18 protein-coding genes and 1 pseudogene are annotated in these 22,647 nt (G+C 73.9%); 11 read left to right on the top strand and 8 right to left on the bottom strand.

The features are described from left to right. Positions 1-73: 73 nt before the first annotated feature. Positions 74-1,273, bottom strand: a complete 1,200-nt coding sequence (locus tag HTZ77_RS15525) for a hypothetical protein (protein WP_175590307.1) — start codon at positions 1,271-1,273, stop codon at positions 74-76. 135 nt (positions 1,274-1,408) lie between these two features. Here HTZ77_RS15525 and HTZ77_RS15530 point away from each other — a divergent pair, with 135 nt between their 5' ends. Both HTZ77_RS15530 and HTZ77_RS15535 read left to right on the top strand, forming a co-directional pair. Then, entirely contained in the window at positions 1,409-1,708 is a 300-nt protein-coding gene (locus HTZ77_RS15530; RefSeq protein WP_175590786.1) for an arylamine N-acetyltransferase, read from the top strand. Between the two features lie 217 nt (positions 1,709-1,925). Next, positions 1,926-4,001, top strand: a complete 2,076-nt coding sequence (locus HTZ77_RS15535) for a DUF1996 domain-containing protein (protein ID WP_175590308.1) — start codon at positions 1,926-1,928, stop codon at positions 3,999-4,001. A gap of 272 nt (positions 4,002-4,273) precedes the next feature. Here the strand turns inward: HTZ77_RS15535 and HTZ77_RS15540 are convergent, their stop codons facing one another. Next, positions 4,274-4,927: a tetratricopeptide repeat protein gene (locus tag HTZ77_RS15540; RefSeq protein ID WP_175590309.1), complete on the bottom strand. Its 654-nt coding sequence runs from the start codon at positions 4,925-4,927 to the stop codon at positions 4,274-4,276. Positions 4,928-5,097: 170 nt separating this feature from the next. Between HTZ77_RS15540 and HTZ77_RS15545 the strand changes: the two genes are divergently transcribed. The 3 genes from HTZ77_RS15545 (at position 5,098) to HTZ77_RS15555 (ending at position 11,062) form a co-directional block, all read left to right on the top strand. After that, a complete protein-coding gene (locus HTZ77_RS15545) occupies positions 5,098-6,006 on the top strand; it encodes a cation diffusion facilitator family transporter (RefSeq protein WP_175590310.1) in 909 nt (302 codons plus the stop codon). 102 nt (positions 6,007-6,108) lie between these two features. Beyond that, positions 6,109-7,965: a propionyl-CoA synthetase gene (locus tag HTZ77_RS15550; RefSeq protein WP_175590311.1), complete on the top strand. Its 1,857-nt coding sequence runs from the start codon at positions 6,109-6,111 to the stop codon at positions 7,963-7,965. An 88-nt stretch (positions 7,966-8,053) separates the two neighbouring features. Continuing rightward, positions 8,054-11,062: an NACHT domain-containing protein gene (locus HTZ77_RS15555; protein ID WP_175590312.1), complete on the top strand. Its 3,009-nt coding sequence runs from the start codon at positions 8,054-8,056 to the stop codon at positions 11,060-11,062. Here HTZ77_RS15555 and HTZ77_RS15560 read toward each other — a convergent pair. Continuing rightward, positions 11,059-12,210 (bottom strand): sensor histidine kinase, encoded by a 1,152-nt coding sequence (locus HTZ77_RS15560; protein ID WP_175590313.1) that lies wholly within the window; start codon positions 12,208-12,210, stop codon positions 11,059-11,061. The genes HTZ77_RS15555 and HTZ77_RS15560 overlap by 4 nt on opposite strands. A gap of 119 nt (positions 12,211-12,329) precedes the next feature. Between HTZ77_RS15560 and HTZ77_RS15565 the strand changes: the two are divergent. Then, a pseudogene (locus tag HTZ77_RS15565) lies at positions 12,330-13,511 on the top strand (RNA-guided endonuclease InsQ/TnpB family protein). A gap of 44 nt (positions 13,512-13,555) precedes the next feature. Here the strand turns inward: HTZ77_RS15565 and HTZ77_RS15570 are convergent. Continuing rightward, on the bottom strand, positions 13,556-14,212 hold the full coding sequence (locus tag HTZ77_RS15570) for a response regulator transcription factor (protein ID WP_175590315.1): 657 nt from the start codon (positions 14,210-14,212) through the stop codon (positions 13,556-13,558). A 153-nt stretch (positions 14,213-14,365) separates the two neighbouring features. On the opposite strand from HTZ77_RS15570, the gene HTZ77_RS15575 reads away from it, so the two are divergent. Further along, positions 14,366-15,778: a hypothetical protein gene (locus HTZ77_RS15575; protein ID WP_235994756.1), complete on the top strand. Its 1,413-nt coding sequence runs from the start codon at positions 14,366-14,368 to the stop codon at positions 15,776-15,778. Here HTZ77_RS15575 and HTZ77_RS15580 read toward each other — a convergent pair. Continuing rightward, positions 15,762-16,724, bottom strand: coding sequence for a lytic transglycosylase domain-containing protein (locus HTZ77_RS15580; RefSeq protein ID WP_175590316.1), 963 nt, complete (start codon positions 16,722-16,724; stop codon positions 15,762-15,764). The two genes, HTZ77_RS15575 and HTZ77_RS15580, sit on opposite strands and share 17 nt — an antisense overlap. Positions 16,725-16,976: 252 nt before the next feature. Here HTZ77_RS15580 and HTZ77_RS15585 point away from each other — a divergent pair, with 252 nt between their 5' ends. Together HTZ77_RS15585 and HTZ77_RS15590 are read left to right on the top strand one after the other, a co-directional pair. Beyond that, complete coding sequence (locus HTZ77_RS15585) at positions 16,977-17,864, top strand: hypothetical protein (RefSeq protein WP_175590317.1); 888 nt, start codon at positions 16,977-16,979, stop codon at positions 17,862-17,864. 9 nt (positions 17,865-17,873) lie between these two features. Continuing rightward, on the top strand, positions 17,874-18,914 hold the full coding sequence (locus tag HTZ77_RS15590) for a hypothetical protein (RefSeq protein WP_235994757.1): 1,041 nt from the start codon (positions 17,874-17,876) through the stop codon (positions 18,912-18,914). Positions 18,915-18,992: 78 nt separating this feature from the next. On the opposite strand, the gene HTZ77_RS15595 is transcribed toward HTZ77_RS15590, so the two are convergent. Continuing rightward, the gene (locus HTZ77_RS15595; protein WP_175590318.1) at positions 18,993-20,126 is read right to left on the bottom strand and encodes a UDP-N-acetylglucosamine--N-acetylmuramyl-(pentapeptide) pyrophosphoryl-undecaprenol N-acetylglucosamine transferase; all 1,134 of its coding nucleotides are present in this window, start codon (positions 20,124-20,126) and stop codon (positions 18,993-18,995) included. Between the two features lie 116 nt (positions 20,127-20,242). Between HTZ77_RS15595 and HTZ77_RS15600 the strand changes: the two genes are divergently transcribed. After that, positions 20,243-21,193, top strand: coding sequence for a Ppx/GppA phosphatase family protein (locus HTZ77_RS15600; protein WP_175590319.1), 951 nt, complete (start codon positions 20,243-20,245; stop codon positions 21,191-21,193). Positions 21,194-21,302: 109 nt separating this feature from the next. Further along, positions 21,303-21,461: a hypothetical protein gene (locus HTZ77_RS15605; protein WP_175590320.1), complete on the top strand. Its 159-nt coding sequence runs from the start codon at positions 21,303-21,305 to the stop codon at positions 21,459-21,461. Positions 21,462-21,465: 4 nt separating this feature from the next. Here HTZ77_RS15605 and HTZ77_RS15610 read toward each other — a convergent pair whose 3' ends face one another. Both HTZ77_RS15610 and HTZ77_RS48210 read right to left on the bottom strand, forming a co-directional pair. Continuing rightward, complete coding sequence (locus tag HTZ77_RS15610; RefSeq protein WP_175590321.1) at positions 21,466-21,945, bottom strand: ATP-binding protein; 480 nt, start codon at positions 21,943-21,945, stop codon at positions 21,466-21,468. A 69-nt stretch (positions 21,946-22,014) separates the two neighbouring features. After that, on the bottom strand, positions 22,015-22,560 hold the full coding sequence (locus HTZ77_RS48210; RefSeq protein WP_175590322.1) for a TetR/AcrR family transcriptional regulator: 546 nt from the start codon (positions 22,558-22,560) through the stop codon (positions 22,015-22,017). Between the last annotated feature and the right edge of the window lie 87 nt (positions 22,561-22,647).

Raw genomic sequence — 22,647 nt, forward strand, 5'->3', positions numbered from 1 at the left:
GGGCGGCCGCGAGAAACGCGGCCGCCCGCCCGAACGGCTCTCCGCGCGCAGCCGCCCCGTCGGAAGACCGGAGCTAACCGCGGATCGAGGCCAGCCCATGCAGGCGGCGCAGCGCCTTGCGGGCGGCGGCGGCGACGCGTTGGTCGGGGTGGTGGTCGATGAACACCCGGAGCACCTGCGCCGTCCACGGATGGTCACCCAGGGCGAACAGCGTGAGGGTCCCCGCCTGCTCCTCCGCGTCCATGCCCATCGCGATCGAGGCGATCACCTCGTCCGTCTCGCCGCCGAACTCCAGCAGCGTCGCCGCCATGTCCACCAGCGCCCACGCGATCTCCTCCGGCGTCGAGGGACGCTCGTCCCGGCCCAGGCGGGCCGCGATCACGGCCCCGAGCCGCGGCGTGTCGATGAGCCGGTCGAGCACCTGCCTGCCCTCGTCGCCGAAGTCCGTGGCCAGCAGCTCCACGCCGACGGCCCGGCCCAGCGGGCTCGCGGTGGCCAGCGCGGCACCCACCTCCTCGGCCGCCGCGCCCCGGTCCCTGCCGGCCAGCCAGCCGGTCAGCTCCTCCAGCCGCTCCGGCTCCGGGTACGAGCGCAGCCCCTGCAGCAGCGCGGCGGCGTCCCGCGACGCGAACGACCCCATGACCGGGATGTCCTGGCCGGACGCCTCGCTGATGAGCCCTCTGGCCGCCCACGAGCCGAGCGGGCTCAGCGCGTACAGCTCGGTCGTCTCCGTGTCCGCCGGTCCGCTCCCCGTCCTGCGGCCCCGTCCCCGCGTCACGGCGGGAGGCGGATCCTGTGCCACCCGCCGTACCAGGCCGAGCGTGCCGAGGACGCCCGGCGCTCCGGCGAGCCGCTCGCGCCGCATGAACAGGCGCACGAGACGCAGGAAGACCTGCTCGTCGCGCAGGACGACGTCGCGGCACACCTCCGTCCACGTCCGGAGGATCTGCGGGTCCTCCCCTTCCCGCAGGACCTCCGCCACCCGCTCCCGGACCGCCTCGTCCAGCAGCTCCTCGCCGCCCGCCGCCTCCGCCTCGCCCGCCGCCTCCGCCTCGCTCGTCGCGGAGTCCAGCGCACGCCCGCCCTCGGATCCGGCGCCGGTCTCTGATCCGGCCCCTGATCCGGTCTCGGTCTCGGTGCCGGTCGCGGGGGCGGTGGCGCGCAGGAGGGCCGTCGTCAGGGGCGTCGCGCGTACGGCCGCCGCCAGCTCGGCCTCGGAGGGGAGCCGCACCGGCGGCTGGAGGGGCAGCGTGTCATCGTCGTTGGTGGCCACGACTCTCATCCTGGCGGACGCGGCCCGTCCCGCGGCGGCCCCCCTGCCGCAAATCCCCCGAAGCGCCGCGGCGACCTCCCGCACCCCGCAGGCTGGACATCATGACCTGGGACCTCGAGAAGCTCGACCTGGACGCTGGGCCGCGCCGGCGACACCGAGCTGTACGCGTTCCGGGAGGAGGAACCGCACTACCCGAGCGACTTCGAGGTGGCCAACCACTACGTCGCGACCAGCCCGCACTCGCCGTTCACCCGCCACGTGCTCGCGCAGCGCACGACCCCCGGCGCCCGGATCCGCATCGAGGGCATCGTGCGCGCGGACACCGGCGCCGCCACCGCCCCGGGCCTGGTCGCGGTGCTGCGCGACCGCCTCGGCATCGACCTGCCGGAACGGGACGCGGCCGAGCTCCTGCCCCGTCTCGCGACCGCCTCCTGACCTCCTCCGGGGGCCTCCCGGAAGCCCGCTCCGCAAGGGGGCCGGGCCGGGACGCGGCTCGCGCCCCTCACCTCGGAAACCGCTTACGACCGGGAGCTCCGGGAGGCGGCGCGGCGCGGCCCTCGTCCACCGGGAGCTGAACCGCCGGACCGGTGACGCCGTACCTGGCGAAAAGCAGATCTTCCGGATCTGCTTCATCAACCGGGAGGAGTGTCGCATGCGAGATACGTCGCGTGGACGTCCGTTCACACCCTGGCTGACCCTGTTCGGCGGCATCGTGCTGGTGCTTGCGACGGGCCCGTCACCGCAGCAGGGGGCTGGCGTGTTACGGCTGTCCGGCGTCGGGTTGTCCGCCGGTGCGAACAGCGCCGAGACGATCGTCTGCCCGGGCGTGGCGGACCGGTTGCCCGCCGTCCCGGCGGCGGCACGGGAGGAGGTGGACCGGAACCTGGCGCTGCTGGAGAAGCAGATCGCCGAGGCGAACGCGCGGCTGGTGTCGTCGGCCGGCGAGGGTGGTCCCGACTTCGTGCGCAACGCCATCCTCGGACCGCTGGAGGACAAGCGGGTCGCGACCGTCAACCGGATCGCCACCGCCATCGGCCGCGTGGCCGCCCGTCCCGAAGGGCTGGTCGCGCTGGCCCCGTGCGCGCTGTCCGGATCGGGCGCCCCGGCCCCCACCGGAACGGCGGCCCCCACGGCGACGGCCGCCCCCACCGGAACCGCGGCGCCCACCGGAACCGCGGCGCCCACCGCGACCGCGGCGCCCACGGCGACGGGCACGGCCGCTCCCACCGGCGGCGCCACGGCCCCCGCCACCGGCCGGACGATCGTCTGCCCGGGCGTCAAGCAGCGGCTGAAGGAGATCCCGGCCGCGGCGAGGGAGGAGGTCCAGCGCAACCTGGCCCAGCTCGACAAGCAGATCGCCGAGGCGAACGCGCGGCTGGTGTCGTCCGTGGGGCAGGGCGGCCCGAACTTCGTGCGCAACGCCATCCTCGGGCCGCTCGAGGACAAGCGGGCCGCAGCCATCGACCGGATCGCGATCGCGATCGGCCGCGTCGCCGCCCGCCCGACCGGCCTGGACGGGCTGGCCGCGTGCTCCCTGTCCACCTCCGGCACGCCGGGTTCCTCCGCCACGGCGGCGCCGGACGCTGCGGACCCGTCGGCGATCGGGCCTACGGCCGACGACTTCGTCGACATCCGGCAGGTCGCCCGCGCCGAGCAGCCACGGAGCACGGGCAGGGGCTCCCGGGGCACGTTCCTCTCCCGCTGCGGCGTCCCGAGGGAGTCCCACGCCAACGAGGACAACCTCGTCATCGCGCCCGGCGTCCAGGACGGCGCCCAGCAGCTCGTCGACTACGTGGGCAACACCACGACCGACGCGTTCTCCACCAACGAGAGCCTGGCCGCGTCCACCACCACCTGCGCCAACCGCGCCGACCAGTCCGCGTACTTCTGGCCCGCCCTGCGCACCCGCGCCGCCGGGGACGTGGGCGCCGAGGCCGCCCCCGCCGACCCCGAGGCGACGGACCCGCCGAGCGACCTGCCGACGGACCTGCCGGCCGACGCGCCCACCGATCTCGGCCCCACCGACCTGCCGCCCGAGGCCGGCCCCACCGACCTGCCGCCCGAGGCCGGCCCCACCGACCTGCCCGACGACACCCTCACGGCCCTGCCCGACGACACCCTCACCGCCCAGCCCGACGCCGCCTCGACGGCGCAGGCGGACGGCGCCCGGCAGGCCGTGGAGAACAACGTCGGCACCCCGGTGGAGCCCACCGCCGTGCGCATCCAGTACCGCGGCAACCCCGTCTCCCGGGTCACGGCGATGCCGCGCTTCCTCCGCCTGTTCTCCGGCGACCCGAGGGCGCTCACCAACGGCGACGACAACGTCCGCGCGGCTTGGAGCTGCACCGGCTTCACCGACCGGCTGACCGGCAAGTACCCGATCTGCCCCTCCGGCAGCGACCTCGTGCGCGTCCACGACATGCCGAGCTGCTGGGACGGCGAGAACACCGACAGCGCCACCCACCGCTCGCACCTCGTCTTCCCCGGCGAGGACGGCGCCTGCCCGTCCGGCACGCGCGCCGTTCCGCAGCTCCGCGTCACGCTCGTGTACGGCGAGCTGCCCGAGGCCCGTCCGGAGGGCACGGACGTCCCCTTCGCCCTGGACTCGTTCGCCAGCGAGCGCCACGCCCCGCAGACCGCCCACGCCGGCGCCGTCGTCGTGATGTCGGACCGGCTCATGCGGACGGTCGTCACGTGCATCAACACCGGCAGGAACTGCTTCACCTGATCGTCCGGTTCACCTGATCGTCCGGCCGGCTCTGATCGCCGCCTGCCCGGCCCTGATCCTCCGGCCGATTCCGCTGCTCCGACCGGCGCGCCCCCCGGCCCCCGACACCGCCCCCCGGCCCGCGACACCGCCCCGCGGGCCGGGGCCGCGCCCTCAGCGGACGGCGGCCACTCAGAGAGACGCGGTGGGACGGGCGCGCGGCGGTTCAGGGCGCCGCGGCGGGACGGGCGCGCGGCGGTTCAGGCGGACGCGGCGGGAAGGGGCGTGGCCGCTCAGGTGGACGCGGCCAGGCGGGCGCGCGCCTCCTCCACCTGGCGCAGGATCGCCTTGGCGCCGCCCGCCTCCGCGAGCTCGGCCGCCTCCGCCGCCAGCGCCTCGGCGTCGCCGCGCCGCCCCTCGTCGAGGGCGACGTGGACGAGGCCCACCAGGTTCGCGGCGACGCCGGGCAGGAACCCCACCTCCCGGCGCAGCCGCGTCGACTCCTCCAGCCGCTCCCGCGCCACGTCCAGCCGCCCGGCGGCGTGCGCGGCGATGCCCAGGTGGCGCGCCGCGTACGACGCGGTCAGCCGGTCGCCGGCGGCGCTCGCCAGCGCGTACGAGCGCTCCAGCAGCGGCAGCGCCGTGTCGTGGTCGTGCCGCACGACCTGGTGGTACGTCCCGAGCCAGAACACCGCCTCGGCCTCGCCCCGCGTGTCGCCCAGCGACCGGTAGAGGCCGCGGGCCCGCAGGAACAGCGGCAGCTCGTCGGGGTCCTCCTCGCCGTCACGCAGGAAGCGCGCGTGCGCGATCCGGCCGCGCGCCAGGGAGAGGCCGGCCTCGACCGCGTCGAGCTCGTGGCCGGCCGCGGCCAGGGCGCCGTCGTCGCCGCCGAACACCGCCTCCTCGTAGAGCGCCCTCGCCCGCTCGCTCCACCCCTCAGCACCCATGGCCTCGCCTCCCATCACTCATCGTCCCATCCCTCCGGGGATCTCCGGGGATCTCCGGGGATCTCCGGGGATCTCCGGGGAGCTCCGGGGAGCTCCGGTCACTCCACGGAGACGGAGACGGAGACGGAGACACCGCGGTAGATCCTCGTCCGCGCGGGTAGTCGGCGACGGTGAGCAAGGACGGATCAGAAGAGGCCACAGTAGCGGCGCTGGCCGCAAACGTCGGGATCGCGGTGTCCAAGTTCGTGGCCTTCTTCTTCACGGGGTCGTCGGCCATGCTGGCCGAGGGCATCCACTCCACCGCGGACTCGGGCAACCAGCTCCTGCTGATGCTGGGGCGCAGACAGTCGGCGCACCGGCCGAGCCGGGCGCACCCCTTCGGCTACGGCGGCGTGCGCTACTTCTACGGCTTCCTGGTGTCCGTGGTGCTGTTCTTCGGCGGGGGCCTGTTCGCCCTGTACGAGGGCTACGAGAAGATCACCCACCCGCATCCGCTGGAGAGCTGGCCGTGGGCCATCGGCGTCCTGCTCGTGGCCATCGTCATGGAGGGCATGTCGCTGCGCACGGCCGTGCGCCACTCCAACCGGGTGCGCGCCGGCCGGTCGTGGGCCCGCTTCGTCAAGGAGGCCAAGGCGCCCGAGCTGCCCGTGGTGCTGCTGGAGGACACGGCGGCGCTGGCCGGGCTGGGCTTCGCGCTCGTCGGCGTGACGCTGTCGCTCGTCACGGGCAACACCCAGTTCGACGGCATCGGCTCGGTGGCCATCGGCCTGCTGCTGGTCGTCGTGGCCCTCATCCTGGCGCGCGAGACCAAGAGCATGATCATCGGCGAGGCGGCGTCGCCGGCCGTGCAGGGGGCCATCGAGGACGTCCTGCAGAGCGACCCCGCGATCCGCTCCTTCACCGAGCTGCGCACCCTGCACCTCGGGCCGGACGACGTGCTCGTCGCCGCCCGCGTGATCATGCCTGCCGAGCAGGACATGGGGCAGGCGTCGCGGGCCCTGGCCGACACCGAGCGCCGCATCCGCGACCGCGTCCCGCACGCCACCACGATCTACCTCCAACCGGCCGTGCCCTCCTGACGGCCTGCCCTCGCCCCGCCGGCCCCATGGGCCCCTCAGGTCGGCGCCCGCGCCCGCGCGGGGCCCTTGCGCCCGGCGCCCGGGCGCTGATCTGATCGAAGGGTGAGCACCTACGACGCCGTCTACCGGCGCAGCATCGACGACCCCGAGGGTTTCTGGGCCGAGGCCGCCGCGGGCATCGACTGGGACGTGGCGCCCGCGACCGTCCTGCGCGACGGCCGGTGGTTCCCCGACGGCCGGCTCAACACGTGCTTCAACGCCGTGGACCGGCACGTCCTGGCCGGTCACGGCGACCGCACGGCGCTGATCCACGACAGCCCCGTGACCGGCTCCGTGCGCGCCTACACCTACGCCGAGCTGCTCGACGAGGTGGCGCGGACCGCCGGGATGCTGCGCGGCCTCGGCGTCGAGGCCGGCGACACCGTGGTGATCTACATGCCGATGGTGCCCGAGGCCGTGATCGCGATGCTGGCCTGCGCGCGCCTCGGCGCCGTCCACTCCGTGGTGTTCGGCGGGTTCGCCGCGGCCGAGCTGGCCGTGCGCATCGACCACGCGCGCCCGGTCGTGGTGCTGTCGGCCTCGTGCGGCATCGAGCCGTCCCGGATCGTGGCGTACAAGCCGCTCCTCGACGCCGCGCTGGAGCAGGCCGGGCACCACCCCGCGCACTGCGTGATCCTCCAGCGCCCGCAGCAGCCCGCGAGCCTCGTCGAGGGCCGCGACCTCGACTGGGCCGACGCCCTGCGCGGCGCGGAGCCGGCCGCCTGCGTCAGCGTCGCCGCGACCGACCCCCTGTACGTGCTCTACACCTCCGGCACCACCGGCGCCCCCAAGGGCGTCGTGCGCGACAACGGCGGCCACGCCGTGGCGCTGCACTGGAGCATGGGCAACGTGTACGGCGTCGCGCCCGGCGAGGTGTTCTGGGCCGCCTCCGACGTCGGCTGGGTCGTCGGGCACTCCTACATCGTCTACGGGCCGCTGCTCAGGGGCTGCACGACCGTGCTGTACGAGGGCAAGCCGGTCGGCACGCCCGACCCGGGGGCGTTCTGGCGGGTGGCGGCCATGCACGACGTGCGGGTCATGTTCACCGCGCCGACCGCGATCCGGGCGATCAAGAAGGAAGACCCCGCCGGAGATTTCACGAAAAAATGGGATTTGTCGGGTCTTCGGTATCTCTTCCTCGCGGGGGAGCGGCTAGACCCCGACACCTACCACTGGGCCGCCGGACTGCTCGGCGTCCCCGTCATCGACCACTGGTGGCAGACCGAGACCGGCTGGCCGGTCGCGGCCGGCTGCGCGGGGCTCGGCCTGCCGCCCGTCAAGCCCGGCTCGCCCACCAAGTCCGTCCCGGGCTACGACGTGCGCGTCCTCGACCCGGCGGGCCAGGAGTGCCCGCCCGGCGTCGAGGGCGCGATCACCATCCGCCTGCCCCTGCCGCCCGGCACGCTGCCCACCCTCTACCGCGACGACGCCCGCTTCGCCGCCTCCTACCTGTCCCGCTACCCCGGCCACTACCTGACCGGCGACGGCGGCTATGTCGACGAGGACGGCTACCTGTTCGTCATGGGCCGCATCGACGACGTCATCAACGTCGCCGGCCACCGCCTGTCGACCGGCCAGATGGAGGAGGTCATCGCCGCCCACCCGGACGTGGCCGAGTGCGCCGTGATCGGCGTGGCCGACGAGCTCAAGGGCGAGCTGCCGGTCGGGTTCGTGGTGCTCAAGGCCGGCGCGGACCGCGACCCGGCCGAGGTGGAGCGGGAGGTCGTCGCGCTGGTGCGCGAGCGCGTCGGCCCGGTCGCCGCCTTCCGCCGGGCCGTCGTGGTCGGCCGCCTGCCCAAGACCCGCTCCGGCAAGATCCTGCGCGGCACCATGCGCGACATCGCGGCCGGGCGGCCCTACCGCACGCCGTCCACGATCGAGGACCCGGCCGTGCTGGGGGAGATCTCCGACGCCCTCTGACCGCGGGCCCCGGCCGGTCGGCGGCGGGAATCCCCGCGAGCCGGCCTGGAACGCGCCATGATGGGACATCCCCCGTCCCGGAGGCCCCATGACGGACACGCTCAGCTACGCGGACGCCCTGAAGATCCTCGGCTGCAACGAGAACCGGCTGTTCAAGGTGGCCGAGTTCGCCGCGACCGCGGGGCTCACCGGCTGGGCCCTGGCCGGCGGCGCGCAGATGGCGCTCAGCCTGTTCGACCTGAAGAACGACGTCCTGCGCTACGGCGAGGACGTGCTGCGGCGCGTGTCGGAGCGGCGCACCGGCGTCAACCGCTTCACCCGCACCCAGCGGCTGGCCGCCGCCCACGCCGTGGTCGTCGTCTCCGCCTACTTCCGGGCGCTGGACGAGAGCGACCTCCCCTTCGACCTGCGCCGGCTCGGCCTCGACCGCGGCGCTCAGGGCGCGCTCGCCGCCGGGGGAGCGCCGGCCGACGGGTTCGCCGAGCTGATGGAGCGGCTGCTCGCCGCGCGGCTGCCGATGCCCGAGCCGCACCGCCCGTACGCCGAGACCCGGCGGGCCGTCGGCGAGGCGTACCGCCGCATGTCCGAGGCCGTCGCCCGGTACGTACGCGGGCTGGCCGTGTGGGACGAGCTGGCGGTGGACGACCGGATCCGCCTGCCCGCGCTGCTCGCCGAGGGCCCGCCGGAGCGGGCGCTGCGCCGCTACGACGACGACTACCGGCTGCTGGCCCTCGACAGTCCCGAGTTCGGGGTGTGGAGCCTGGTGACCGAGACGCAGGCGCTCGGCGCGGGACTGTCGCGGGTGGCGCGGCTGCTGGCCGAGCTGGCGCCGCCCCGGGCCGGCGACCGGCCGCGCGTCCACCTGCTCCGGCTGGCCGCCAGCGCCCTCGACCAGCCGCTCATGGCCTCCGGCAAGGCCCCGGACGGCATCGCGCTGCCGCTGCTCGGCGAGGGGTACATCAACCCGCGCTGCCGCGTGGCCGAGATGACCCGCGAGGCCACGCCCGCCGTGCGCGGCTGGTGGGAGGAGCAGGCGGAGCTGCCCGACGCCGAGGCGTTCCTCGTCGGCCACCTCACCTCGCTGCGCGCCACGCAGGCGCCGCTCGTCGTGCTCGGCGAGCCCGGCTCGGGCAAGTCGAAGCTGACCGAGGTGCTGGCGGCGCGGCTGGCCAGTTCCGAGTTCCTGCCCATCCGGGTGGCGCTGCGGGACGTGGCCGCCGAGTCCACGGTGACGTCCCAGATCGAGCAGGGGTTGGCCGCCGTCCTCGATGAGGAGGTGAAATATCAGGATCTGCTGGAATCGGCGGAGGGGGCGCTGCCGGTCGTCGTCCTCGACGGCTTCGACGAGCTGATCCAGGCCGCCGGCACCACCCGCTACGACTACCTCGAACAGGTCCAGGAGTTCCAGGCGCGGCAGGCCCGGCTCGGCCGCCCGGTCGCGGTCGTCGTCACCAGCCGCACCGTCGTGGCCGACCGGGTCCGCTTCCCGCGCGGCGTGCTCGCCGTCGAGCTGCTGCCCTTCGACGACGACCAGGTCCGCGCCTGGCTCGACATCTGGGACCAGACCAACCGCGCCCCGCTCGCCCGGCACGCGCTCAAGCCGCTGCCCGCCCCCGTCGCCCTGGCCCAAGGAGAGCTGGCCCGGCTGCCGCTGCTCCTCCTGCTGCTCGCCCTGTACGACGCGACGGGCAACGCGCTCCAGCGCGGCGGCGGCGAGCTGGGACGGGCGCAGCTCTACGAGTCGCTGATCAAGGACTTCGCCACCCGGGAGGTGCTGCGCGAGCCCGGCGTCCGCGCCCTCCCGGCGGCCCGGCAGCGCCGGCTGGTGGAGCGCGAGCTGGTGCGGCTCGGCGCCGTCGCCCTGTCGATGTTCGCCCGGGGCCGCCCCGTGGTCGCCGAGACCGCCCTCAACCGCGACCTCCCGGCGCTGTGCGGCACGGGGGAGCACCGCGACGACGCCTCGGTCGACTGGGCGCAGCAGGTCACCGGCCGGTTCTTCTTCGTGCACAAGAACGAGGCCAGGCCCGCCGACGACCGCGCGCGCAGCTACGAGTTCCTGCACGCCACGTTCGGCGAGTTCCTGGTGGCCTGGCTGGCGGTGTACGCGGTGCGCGACCTGGTCAGGCGGCACGCCCTGGCCGAGGACGAGCTGACGGGCCCGCCGGACGACGACCTGCTGTACGCGATCACCTCGTTCTCGTGCCTCGCCGAGCGGGCGCCGGTGGTGGGCTTCGCCACGGAGCTGCTGCGCGCGCTGCCCGGCCCGGAGCGGTCGCGGGCGGCGGAGGCACTGGCGGGGCTGGTGCGGGGCGCGCTGTACGAGCGCAGGAGGCGGTCCTTCACGGAGTTCGTCCCGGTACGGCACCCGGTGACGCGGCGGCTGGCGGCGTACTCGGCGAACCTGGTGCTGCTGCTGGTGGCGGTGTCGCCCGAACCCGTGAGCGTCAAGGAGGTGCTGGGGGACGAGGACCACTTCGCGCAGTGGCGTGGCTACGCCCACCTGTGGAAGAGCCAGCTCGGCCCCGACGGCTGGCACGGACTGATCAGGGTCGTGCCGGCACGCCGAAACATGGGCGACATCGAGCTCGGTGGCATCCCCGAGTCGGATGACCCGACCATGTCCACCTGGTGGCTCGGCGAGCATGACGGACGTCCCCGGCTCATGCGGGTGAACACGTTCCCGGAGGAGCGCCCCTATCTCCTCGACGTGGCGGCCGACCTGCTGATGCCGGACGAGGCGGTTTTTCTTGTCCGACGGGACGCCCGCATCTGTGCGCTCCCCCTCGTCGTCAGGGATCTGTTCCTGGAGACCGGCTCTGAGACCACGGAGCGCATCTCGCTCTACGAGGACCTCGCGGAGGTCTGGGACGAGCTGCCCCACCTAGACCTCTACCTCGGCGCTCTGACCCGCGCCCTGGCCCTCGACACCGGCCTGCCCTTCGACGAGCGCGCCCGCATCGTCACGATGCTCGTGGCCATGGGCGCCGAGCACGACCGGCTCCGGCCGCTCGTCGAGTCGATGATCTTCGAGCGGACCGACAGCCTCGACCTCCTCGCCGCCGCAGGCGTCCCCGACGACCTGCTTCGCCGCCCCTAGGGAACAGCCGCCGGCAGCTCCACCGTGATCGTCAGGCCGCCCTCCTCGCGTGGCCGGGCCACGACCGTCCCGCCGTGCGCCTCCGTGATCACACGGACGATCGACAGCCCCAGCCCGCTGCCCCGGTCGGAGCGCAGCCGGTCGCCGTGCAGCCGCCGGAACGGCTCGAAGATCGTCTCGATCTCGTACGGCGGCACCTGGAGGCCCGTGTTGGCCACCACGAGCTCCACCCGCTCGGCCCGCTGCCGCGTCGTCACCCAGACCTCGCCCTTGGGGTGGTTGTGCCGGATGGCGTTCTCCACGAGGTTCTGCACCAGCCGCTCCACCAGCACCGCCTCGCCCGTGGTCGGCCCGGTGTCGAGCAGCCGGTGGATGGTCACCTCCCGCTCGGCCGCCTCGTCGGCCGCCAGGTCCAGCACGTGCTCGGCCACGTCCATCAGGTCGAACGGCCGCCGGTCCAGCACCGCCTGCTCGCCCTCGGCCAGCGCCAGCAGCCCGTCGATGAGCCGTTCGTGGCGGGCGTTGACGAGCAGCAGCGACTCGCCGAGCCGCTTGACGTCGTCGGTGGCGTCGGGGCGGCGCACCGCCACGTCCACCAGCGTCCGGTTGATGGTCAGCGGGGTGCGCAGCTCGTGCGAGGCGTTGGCGACGAAGCGCCGCTGGCCGTCGAAGGAGCGGGCCAGCCGGCCGAGCATGGTGTCGTAGGAGTCGGTCAGCTCCTTCAGCTCGTCGTGCGGCCCGTCGTAGGCGATGCGCTCGGTCAGGTCGTGGTTCTGCGCGACCCGCCGGGTGGTCTCGGTGACGTCGCTGAGGGGCCGCAGCACCCACCCGGCGGCGCGCCGGCCGGCGCCGAAGGCGAGGCCCGCGGCGGCGAGCACGGCGAGCGCGCCGATCGTGCGCACGTTGGCCAGCGTGTCGCGCTCGTAGACGGCGCGCACCTGCATGACCCGCTCGCGGGCCACCTCGTAGTACATGTCGCCGCGGCCGATCCCCCATTGCTTCTGAACGGTGATGTAGCGCGGCGTGATCAGGCCGCTGCGGTATTGCAGGCTGTGCCGCACCGTCAGGTACACGCCCGCGACCACCAGCGTGCCGACGACGGCCGTGACGACGGCCGACGCCACGGCGAAGCGCATGCGCATGCTCATCGAATCTCCCTGAGCGTGGAGACCCCGGGCTTCAGCCCTGGGGAAAAGCGGCACGGCGCCGCTCTGTGGTTGCAAACATAGAAGCGACTCTCAAGCGATCGCCGGGCGTGAGGTGAGGCGTGGCGCGGCTCGTGAAGCGGGCCTACAAGTACCGCTTCTACCCGACCTCCGAGCAGGCCGAAGAGCTTGCCCGGACGTTCGGCTGCGTGCGCCTGGTCTACAACAAGACCCTGGCCGAGCGCACCCGCGCCTACACCTCGGAAGGTCGCCGCGTCTCCTACGTGGAGTCCTCGGCCACGCTCACCGCCTGGAAGAAGACCGACGAACTGGCGTTCCTGAACGAGGTGTCGAGCGTTCCGCTGCAGCAGGCGCTGCGCCACCTTCAGGCGGCGTTCGCGAACTTCTTCGCCCGCAGGGCCGGCTACCCCGCCTTCAAGTCCCGCAAGAAGTCGCGGGCGTCGGCCGAGTACACCCGCTCGGCCTTCACGTGGCGGGACGGGCGGCTCACCCTGGCGAAGATGCGCGAACCGCTGGACGTCGTGTGGTCGCGGCCCCTGCCGGAGGGTGCGAGGCCGTCCACGGTGACCGTCTCCAAGGACGCGGCCGGGCGCTGGTTCGTGTCGATCCTGGTCGAGGAGACGATCCGCCCGCTGCCCCCGGCCGAGAGCCGGGTCGGCGTCGATGCTGGGATCATCACGCCGGCCACGCTGTCCACCGGTGAGAAGATCGTCAAGCCGAAGCACGACCGGGCCGACCGCCGCAGGCTCGCCCGAGCCCAGCGGGATCTCGCCCGTAAGCAGAAAGGTTCGGCCAACCGGCAGAAGGCGAGGGTCGCACTCGCCCGTATTCACGCCCGGATCGCCGACCGGCGGCGGGACTTCCTGCACAAGCTCACCACTCGGCTCGTCCGTGAGAACCAAACGGTCATGATCGAGGACCTCGCCGTCCGCAACATGGGCAGGAACCACAGCCTGGCCCGCTCCATCTCCGACGCCTCCTGGCGTCTGATGCGGTCCATGCTGGAGTACAAGAGCGCCTGGTATGGGCGGGAACTCATCGTGATCGACCTCTGGTTCCCCTCCTCGAAGACGTGCTCGGCCTGCGGCACTCTGCGAGAGGAGATGCCGCTGGGTGTCCGGGCGTGGGAATGTGCCTGCGGCGCGCTGCACGACCGCGACGTCAACGCCGCGATCAACATCCTCGCCGCCGGGCTGGCGAAGAGGTGAAACGCCTGTGGAGCCGGTGTAAGACCTCAAGGGCGCAGGCCCGGCGGGCGACTGGCGGTGAAGCAGGAAACCTGACCCGCGAGGGTGGGAATCCCCCGGCTCCAGCCGTGGGGAGGAAGTCAAGGGATGCGGTACCCCGATCCCGGCACGGTCTCGATGACCTGCGGCTCGCCGAGCTTCTTGCGCAGCTTCATCATCGTCGTGCGCACGGTGTTGGTGAACGGGTCGATGTTCTCGTCCCACACCTTCTCCAACAGCTCCTCGGCGGACACGACGGCCCCCCGCGCGCGCAGCAGCTCCGCCAGCACCCCGAACTCCTTGCGCGCCAGCGGCACGTACCGGCCGCCGCGGAAGACCTGCCGGTGCGCCCAGTCCAGGCGCACGCCGGCCCGCTCCAGCATCGGCGGGTCGGCCTTGCGGGCGCGGCGGCCGAGCGCGTGCACCCGCGCCACCAGCTCCTCGAACGCGAACGGCTTGGGCAGGTAGTCGTCGGCGCCCAGCGACAGCCCCGCCACGCGCGAGCGCACGTCGCCCGCCGCGGTCAGCATGAGCACCCGCACCAGCCAGCCCGCCTCGACCACGCGCGCGCAGACGTCGTCCCCGTGGACGGCCGGGAGGTCGCGATCGAGGATGAGCACGTCGTAGTCGTGCACCCCGAGCCGCTCCAGCGCGGCGTCGCCGTCGTAGGCGACGTCCACGGCGAGCGCCTCCCCGCGTAACCCCTCCGCGATCGAGTCGGCGAGCATCCGCTCGTCCTCGGCTATCAGAACACGCATTCAGCCCCCATATGACGCGAAAACCCCGGCAGTATGCCCGGGCCGGGATAACGCGGGCATAACCGAATGTGGTGATCCTCACGTTAGCGCCCACCCGCTGGACTACGTCCCCTTCGACCGGAACCGCCCGGTCCGTTCCGGGGGAGGGCTTCCATGGCGACCGCTTTCGCGGCGTCCATCCGTTCGCGCGCGCAGGACGGCGGGTGGCGGCCCGGCGGGCGCCTGCGGGGACACCTGGTGTTCGGGATCGCGCTCGTGCCCGCCGTCGCGCTGCGCGTGCTCGTCATGCTGGGGTACGACACCGCGCAGCTCTACTGGTACGACTCGTTCACCTACCTGGACACGGCCGTGCACCTGCGTCCGCAGGGCGCCTTCCACCCGGCCGGGTACTCCTGGTTCCTGTGGCTGCTGCGGCCCTTCCACAGCGTCGAGCTGGTCGCCGGCGTGCAGCACGCGATGGGGCTCGGCGTCGGCGTGATGATCTACGCGCTGCTGCGCCGCCGGTCGCTGCCGGGATGGGGCGCCACGCTGGCCGCCGCGCCCGTGCTGTTCGACCCGTCGTTCCTGCGGCTGGAGCACGCGATCCTCTCCGACCTTCAGGTGATCTTCCTGGTGGTGGCGGCGCTGCTCGTGGTGATGTGGCGCGAGGAGGTCTCCACCCGCGCCGCCGCGCTGTCCGGCCTGCTCGTCGCGATGGCCGGGCTCACCCGGACCGCCGCCGCCCCGCTGCTCGGCATCGTCGTCCTCCACCTCCTCATCCGCCGGGCGGGGTGGCGGCGGGTGGCGGCCGCGGCCGTCGCCGGCGTCCTGCCGCTGCTGGGCTACGCCGGCTGGTACGCCCAGCACCACGGCAGGTTCGCGCTCAGCGGCTCCGACGGGGTCGCGCTGTGGGCCCGCACGATGACGTTCGCCGACTGCTCGGTGATCCGGCCGCCCGCGGACGAGGCCGTGCTCTGCCCGAACGGCACCGTCGCCGACGCCGCCTCCGAGTACGTGTGGGCCCCCGGCGCGTCGCTGAACCTGCTGCCCGGCGGCCGGTTCGCCCACAACGACCTGGCCCGCTCCTTCGCCCTGCGGGCCATCGCCGCCCAGCCGCTCGACTACCTGCGCGCGGTGGCGGGCGACACCGCGCTCGCCTTCACCTGGGAGCCCGTGCGGCACCCCAGGCGGGTGAGCCCGACGACGACGTTCCCGCTCGGCTCCTGGCCGCTGCCCGAGGAGCAGCCGCTCGTCGGCAAGGTGCGCCGGGAGTACGACCCGGGCATCCGCGGCATGAGCTCCGTCGAGCCGTACGCCTCGGCGCTGGCCGCCTACCGCTACCCGTGGTTCCTGCACGGCACGGTCTTCGGCGTGGTCCTGCTGGCCGGCGGCCTCGGCTCGGTGGGACGCCGCCGCCCGGCGCTGCTGCCCTGGGCGTTCGCGGTGTTCCTGCTCGTCGCGCCGGTGGCCGCGCTCGACTTCGACCACCGGTACGTGCTGCCCGCCATCCCGGTGGCCTGCCTGGCCGCCGCGCTCGCCGCGGTCCGGCCCCCGGTGCGCGGGCCGGAGGTCAGCGGGGGCCGGTGAGGCGCACGTCGCCCTTCGCCGACAGCACGAACACCTGCCAGTTGTAGTAGGCGTAGAAGCTGCGCGGGTCGCGCCGCATCTGCCGGGCGTGCGCCTGGACGGCGTCCACGTAGTGGTCGGAGTGGTTGTAGGCGTACAGCGCGCGCCGGTAGTCGCCGGGGGCGCCCGACGCCTTCAGGTAGTTGGCCGCCCCGAGGACCGCGTCGCGCGCGTCGTGGATGTCGCCGCCCAGCCCGTACTGCCGCCACGTGGCCGGCATGAACTGCATGGGCCCCTGCGCCCCCGCCGAGCTGGACGAGGTGACCCGGCCGAACTTCGTCTCCACGAGCATGACGGCCGCCAGCACCTCCCAGTCGACGCCGAACCGCTTCTCGGCCCGCGTCATGTAGCCGCGCAGCCGCTCGGCGGGCAGCGGCTCGGCCAGGCGCATCTGCTTGCGCCGGGCGGCGCTGATGGGGCGGGCCAGCGACAGCAGGCGGCCCACGGCCGTGGCGTTGTCGCGCGCCTCGGCCGCCAGCCGCGCCGGCAGCCGCTCGGCCGTGCGCCGCGTCAGCGCCGCGTCGCGGGCCAGCACCCGGTAGATGCGCTGCTGGTGCAGGGAGAGCAGCACGACGTCCTGGGGCGGGCTCTCCTGGCCGCCCTTGGTCCAGCGGTCGATCGCCGCGTACAGGTCGGTGGTCGTCGTGCGCAGGGCGGCGGCCAGCTCGGCCGGGTCGGACGGGATGGGCGCGTCGGGCGCGGGCACGCCGGCGCCGGCGGCGGGCCGCTCCTCCGCGCCGTCCCGGCCGGAGCCGGGCGCCTTCGCGGCGGGCGTGGCACCGGCGGAGGCCCGCGAGGCGGCGGCCCGGGACGGCGGGGGCGACGCCGCCGCTCCGTCGGCCACGCCCCCGCAGCCGGCGAGGAGGAGGGCGAGCGGTGCGGCGATCATGACGTGCGCGGATCTCATGACGTCCTACCGTAGCCGGGATGATCGACGGGCGCGCCGCGACACGGGAGAGGCGGTGCGGTCACCCGGGGAAGACGGGCGCCGTGACGCGCGGGAGGCCCGCGCCGCGTCCGCGGAGAAGGGGGGTGCGGGGGCACGACGTGGCGCCGGGGTACGACTGGACTGTCCTTCGCGAGGCTGACATACGGGCGGAATGTTCCGTAGTATCCGGACATCACGAGCGTTGGGGGCGCCAGGGTGCCAGGGCAGAGCGTGGGTGTGGTAGTCGAACCGGGAGTACCCCCGGAGATCGCCGGAATGCTGCGCGCCAACGCCCCCCTGCTCGCCCGGGTCAGGTCCGGCTGGGTGCCGCCCGTCTCCCCGCCCGCGCCGCGCCGGCGCAGCCCGTCCAGCGTCGCGCTGCTCGCGGCCACGCCCGTGGTGCTCGCCCTGATGGCCGTCCTGCTCGAGTCGCCCGCGGCGCCCGCCGGCTTCGTGCTGCTCGGCGCGTTCATGCTGGTCGTCCTCGTCAAGACCAGCACCCTCGGCGAGGCGCCCGTGATCGAGCGGCCGTACGAGCGCACCGTGTACGAGCAGGCGCGCCTGCACGACGGCCGCTACCTGCTGCCGGACGACTTCGACGAGGAGGCCCGCGCCGTGCTCCTGCGCGCCCAGCGCGCCATCGGCGGCGTCCTGCGCTCCCACGTCAACGCCGAGGGCCTGCTCGACGGCGCCCGCAACGCGGTGATGCTGCCCGAGCAGGAGTGGGAGATCGCCCGGCTGCTGGCCAAGCTGGCGGCGCTGCGCGCGGACCACCGGGAGCTGCTGGACCGGGGCGTCGCCCCCGAGGTGGCGGCCGTGATCGAACCGCTGGAACGGGCGCTGGCCACCAGCGAGGCCGCCGTGGTGGCGCGGGTGGAGGCGCTGGAACGTTACGCCGGCCACGTCGCCGACGCCGAGCGCGCCTACCACGCGCGCGAGCAGATCGAGGAGCTGCGGGCGCGCCTGCCCCGCTACGAGGAGCTGCTGGCCGAGTCGGGCGCCGACGGGCTGTCCGTGCCGGAGCTGGAACGCCTCGCCGAGGACGCCGACCAGCTCGAACGCGTCTTACGCCGCAGCGTCAGCTCCGCCCACGAGGCGTTCCGCTACCTCGAAGGCTGACCCGCCCGGATGACGACAGCCGACGACCGTGCCCACGGACACGCCGACCTGCCGTCCCCGGGGCCCGGCGAGGCGGCCGGCCGTCAGCCGGAGGCGGCCGATCCGGCGGGCCGCCACAAAGGCGCGGCGGCCGATCCGGCGGCCCGCCACGCGGAGGTGGTGGTCGATCCGGCGGTGCCCGGCGAGAGCGCCGACCTGCTGCGCGGCAACCCCCGCCTGCTGACCCTGATGCGCGAGGGCTGGGCGCCCGAGGGCGGGCGCCGCTCCACGCTCCTGAGCGCCGCCGCGCGCCCCGTCGCCACCGTCCTCGCCGTGGCCGCCGTCGCCGCCGGGCTGGACCTCTTCCTCTCCGAGCGGTACACGGCCTTCGCCGTCGTCATGTCCAGCGCCGCGCTGCTCATCGTCGGCGTGCTGCTCAAGCCCCGTCCGGACGCGCGGGCCGAGCGGCGCCGCGCGGAGGAGCTGCAGGTGTACGACACCGCCCGCCGGCACGAGGAGCGCTACGTGCTGCGCGACCGGCTCGACGGGCCCGCCCGCGCCCTCATGGACCGCACGCACGCGGCGGTCGCCGCGGTCATGGGCTCGCGCGTCAACGCCGAGGGGTTGCTGGACGGCGTGCGCAACGCGGTGATGCTGCCGGAGCAGGAGTGGCAGATCGCCCGGCTGCTGGCCAAGCTGTCGGAGCTGCGGGCCGAGCACGAGGACGTGCTCGCGGAGGGCGTGACGCCGGAGGTGGCCGCGGTCGCCGAGCCGCTCGGCCGCGCCCTGGCCGGCAGCGAGGCCGCCGTGGTGGCGCGGGTGGAGGCGCTGGAGCGCTATGCGGGCCACGTCGCCGACGCCGAGCGCGCGCACCGGGCCCGCGGCCAGATCGAGCGGCTCGGCGCCACGCTGCCGCGCTACGAGGAGCTGCTGGCCGAGTCGGGCGCCGCCGGGCCGGCCGTGCCCGAGCTGGGCCGGCTGGCCGAGGACGCCGGCCGGCTCGAACAGGCGCTGCGCGACAGCGTCCGCGCCGCCCGCGAGACCCTGCGCCCGCTCACCCCGGACCCCTGAGCCCCGGCAGCCTCAGTCACGGGCCGCCTCAGTCACCGGCCGGCTGAGATCGGCGCCCCCTCCCGGCCCCGGGCGGGGTCAGCCGTGCCAGTGGGCCGTCTCCAGCAGCACGTCGCACAGCGCCTCCGCCGCGTCGACGCGGCCCGCCTTGCGTGCCGCCTCGGCCATCGCCGCGCGCAGCTCCGGGTCGGCCAGCAGCGGCATCAGCTCGGCCAGCAGCATGTCGGCCGTCGGGTGCGGCTCCAGCAGCGCCCGCGCCGCGCCCGCCGACACCAGGTAGCCGGCGTTCTTGCGCTGCTCGTCACCGCCCGTCGGGATGAGCGGGATCAGCACCGACGGCTTGCCGATGGCGGTCAGCTCCGACACGGTGCCGGCGCCGCTGCGCGCGATCACCACGTCGGCCGCTGCGAACAGGTCGGCCAGCTCCGAGCCCACGTACGGCACCGGGTGGTAGCGGTCGGCCAGCTCCGGCGGCAGCGCGACGGCCCGCATCTGCTCGATCCAGGCCGGACCGCACTGGTGCACGACCTGCGCGTGCGGCAGCAGCCGGGGCAGGATCTCCGCAAGCAGCGTGTTGATCTGCTTGCTGCCCTGCGCGCCGCCCGTCACGTAGATCAGCGGCACCTCGAACGTCAATCCGAACAGGTCGTACGCGGCGGCCCGGTTGCCCTGCAGCAGCTCCGGCCGGATCGGGTTGCCGGTCACCACGGCCCGGTCGCGCACCGAGGCCGGCAGGTACTGCAGCGACGACTCGTGCGACAGCGCGATCCGGGTCGCCAGCCGGGCCAGGATCCGGTTGGCCAGCCCCACCACCGTGGTCTGCTCGTGCATGACGAGCGGCCGGCGGATCAGCTTGGCGGCCACGCCGATCGGCACCGCCACGTACCCCCCGGTCGACAGCACCACGTCGGGCAGGAAGCGGGCGGCGTGCCCGATCGCCTGGGCCACGCCCACCGGGATGCGGAACACGTCGGCGACGTTGGTGCCGAGCTCGCGCAGGTTGGGCCGGCGGCGCAGCTTGCCCGTGGTGATCGCCTTGAACGGGATGTCGTGCTCGGCCGTGATCCTGGCCTCCAGCCCGTTGGCGGTGCCCACCCAGAGCACGTCGTGCGGCACCTGACGTCGTCGCACGGCTGTCAGAGTGGTCAGAGCCGGATAGGTGTGACCTCCGGTGCCGCCACCGGTGATCAGCAGTCGCAGGGTTCGAGACATGCGATCAGCGTATGGCCGTGACGGGGGGAACCCGTACTCCCGCCCCCGCGCGGCGGCGGGCCGGCCCCGCGGGGGCGGCGTCGCCGTGCGCGCCGCAGGCCGGTAGCGTCATGGACATGCGACTCGGCGTGCTGGACATCGGCTCGAACACCGTTCATTTACTCGTCGTCGACGCCCACCTGGGCGCCCGGCCCATCCCGGCGTACTCCCACAAGGAGGAGCTGCGCCTGACCGAGTATCTGGACGAGCGCAACGAGCTGTCCGCCGAGGGCATCGAGCGGCTCGGCTCGTTCGTGGAGGAGGCCCTGCGGCTGGCCGAGGACAAGGGCGTGGAGGACTTCCTGGCCTTCGCGACGTCGGCCGTGCGCGAGGCGGCCAACGGCGAGCAGGTGCTCGCCCGGATCGACGAGCGCTGCGGCGTCGACATCGACGTGCTGTCCGGACGTGACGAGGCCAGGCTGACGTTCCTGGCGGTGCGGCGCTGGTTCGGCTGGTCGGCGGGGCGGCTGCTGGTCTTCGACATCGGCGGCGGCTCGCTGGAGATCGCCGCGGGCGTGGACGAGGAGCCGGACGTGGCCGTGTCGCTGCCGCTCGGCGCGGGCCGGTTGACGCGCGACTGGTTCACCGCCGACCCGCCGCCCCCGGACGAGGTGCGGGCGCTGCGCCGGCACGTGCGCGCCGAGATCGCCCGCACGGTCCGCGACGTCGTACGGCACGGCGAGTCCACCTGCGCGGTGGCCACCTCCAAGACGTTCAAGCAGCTCGCCCGGGTCGCGGGGGCGGCCCCGTCGAGCGAGGGGGTCTACGCCTCGCGCTCGCTGTCGCGCCAGGACCTGGCCCACTGGGCGGGGAAGCTGACCACCATGGACACGGCCACGCGGGCCGCGCTGCCCGGTGTGTCGCCGGGGCGGGCGGCCCAGCTCGCCGCCGGCGCGCTGGTCGCCGACGCGGCGATGGACCTGTTCGAGGTCGAGCGCCTGGAGGTCTGCCCCTGGGCGCTGCGCGAGGGCGTCATCCTGCGCCGCCTGGACCAGCTCCCCAGCCGCCGCGAGACCCCGCCCGCCTGACCGGCCCCGGGACGCCGGGAACCGGCGCAGGAAACACTCGCCGCCAAGTCAGCCCGATCTATCCCTTACCGGAGGTATAGACCCCAGGTGATGGGGAAAGTTTGGTCGAATGTTGGCACTACTCGGCGCGATCGCCTCCCTGGCGATCACCTTCTCCCTTGTGTTCCTGGCGGTCCTGCTCATCTCGGTGGTGGTCCTCCTGACCCTCGGCCTCATGGCCGGCCTGACAGCCAGACCGTTGTCGGTGCCGGCCGTCAGGACCCCGTAACCGCTCAGACCCCGTCGTCCGCGTTGCGCGCGGCGTGGTGGGCGGCGAACGCCCGGTCGTTCATGAGCGGCCGGGCCGCCGCCTCGGGCGCGAAGCGCAGCCGCTTCTCCAGGCACACCACGGCGCCGTTCTCGCGCCGGTTGGTGAACCGGACGTCGTCGGCGAGCGCCCGCATGATCTGCAGCCCGCGGCCGTGCTCGGCGGTGTCGGCCGCCGGGCTCACCGAACGGGGGTCGAACCCGCGGCCGGTGTCGATGACCTTGATCGTGCACAGGTCGTCGAGGACGCCCGCGCTGACCGTGTACTCGTCGCTGGGCCCCGCGTGCCGGATCACGTTCGAGCACGCCTCGCTGAGCATGAGCTCGATGTCGTCACGGATCTGCGGCACGACGCCCAGAGTCTTGAGGGTGGCCTCGAGAATCTGCCTGATCAGGGGGACGCTGGCCGCATCTCTGGGCAATCGGAGCGCGATCGTGGCCTCCACTGCATTCCTCCCCGGATGGATGCGTTGCGTGATCGGAGACCTGCCCGGGATCGTCCGTCCCAATCGTCTCTACGGCTCCAGGAGCCTGAGCGCGACCTCCAGGGACGCCTCCAGCACCTCGTCCTCCGACACCGATTCCTCGTGCGGCATCCACTTGCCCGCGTGCAGCGCGAACAGCGACAACGAGCGGCCGATCCGCAGCGGCAGCGGGTCGTCCGGGTCGCTCATCTCGTTGACGAGCTCCAGCATCGCCTCGCGTATGCGCACGATCTTGGGATGGTCGCGCAGCGCCGTCTGGTTGCGCTCCATGAAGCGCGCGACCTCCATGTACCGGGGCCTGCGCAGCGCCTCGGCGTAGCGCTGCACGACCTCGCGGCGCGTCTCGGGGCTCCTAGGCTGCGTCCTGGCCCACTCCAGCAGCTCCTCGACCTCGGCGACGCGCAGGTCGGCCAGGCTGGCGACGATGTCGTCCTTGGTCTTGAAGTGGTAGTAGAGCGCCGCCTTCGTCACGCCGAGCTCCTCGGCGATCTCTCTCAGGGAGGTCGCCTCGTAGCCCTGCTCCGTGAACAGCCTGAGAGCGATCTCCTGGATACGCGTCCGGGTGTCTTCCCGCAATGTGCACCTTTTCGACTTGACGACCGGCAAGTAAGTATCTACCTTAATGCAAGCTTGCCGGTCGGCAAGTAAGGAAGATCTCTCCGT

Origin of the sequence: Nonomuraea montanisoli (assembly GCF_013363975.1) — a bacterium.
GTDB classification, from domain to species: Bacteria; Actinomycetota; Actinomycetes; order Streptosporangiales; family Streptosporangiaceae; genus Nonomuraea; species Nonomuraea montanisoli.

What these genes read in the sequence shown, in the direction of transcription:
- HTZ77_RS15535 (WP_175590308.1), top strand. Translation starts at nt 1,926, where the DNA reads ATGCGAGATACGTCGCGTGGACGTCCGTTCACACCCTGGCTGACCCTG.
- HTZ77_RS15540 (WP_175590309.1), bottom strand. Translation starts at nt 4,927, where the DNA reads ATGGGTGCTGAGGGGTGGAGCGAGCGGGCGAGGGCGCTCTACGAGGAG.
- HTZ77_RS15555 (WP_175590312.1), top strand. Translation starts at nt 8,054, where the DNA reads ATGACGGACACGCTCAGCTACGCGGACGCCCTGAAGATCCTCGGCTGC.
- HTZ77_RS15560 (WP_175590313.1), bottom strand. Translation starts at nt 12,210, where the DNA reads ATGAGCATGCGCATGCGCTTCGCCGTGGCGTCGGCCGTCGTCACGGCC.
- HTZ77_RS15570 (WP_175590315.1), bottom strand. Translation starts at nt 14,212, where the DNA reads ATGCGTGTTCTGATAGCCGAGGACGAGCGGATGCTCGCCGACTCGATC.
- HTZ77_RS15575 (WP_235994756.1), top strand. Translation starts at nt 14,366, where the DNA reads ATGGCGACCGCTTTCGCGGCGTCCATCCGTTCGCGCGCGCAGGACGGC.
- HTZ77_RS15580 (WP_175590316.1), bottom strand. Translation starts at nt 16,724, where the DNA reads ATGAGATCCGCGCACGTCATGATCGCCGCACCGCTCGCCCTCCTCCTC.
- HTZ77_RS15590 (WP_235994757.1), top strand. Translation starts at nt 17,874, where the DNA reads ATGACGACAGCCGACGACCGTGCCCACGGACACGCCGACCTGCCGTCC.
- HTZ77_RS15595 (WP_175590318.1), bottom strand. Translation starts at nt 20,126, where the DNA reads ATGTCTCGAACCCTGCGACTGCTGATCACCGGTGGCGGCACCGGAGGT.
- HTZ77_RS15600 (WP_175590319.1), top strand. Translation starts at nt 20,243, where the DNA reads ATGCGACTCGGCGTGCTGGACATCGGCTCGAACACCGTTCATTTACTC.
- HTZ77_RS15605 (WP_175590320.1), top strand. Translation starts at nt 21,303, where the DNA reads ATGTTGGCACTACTCGGCGCGATCGCCTCCCTGGCGATCACCTTCTCC.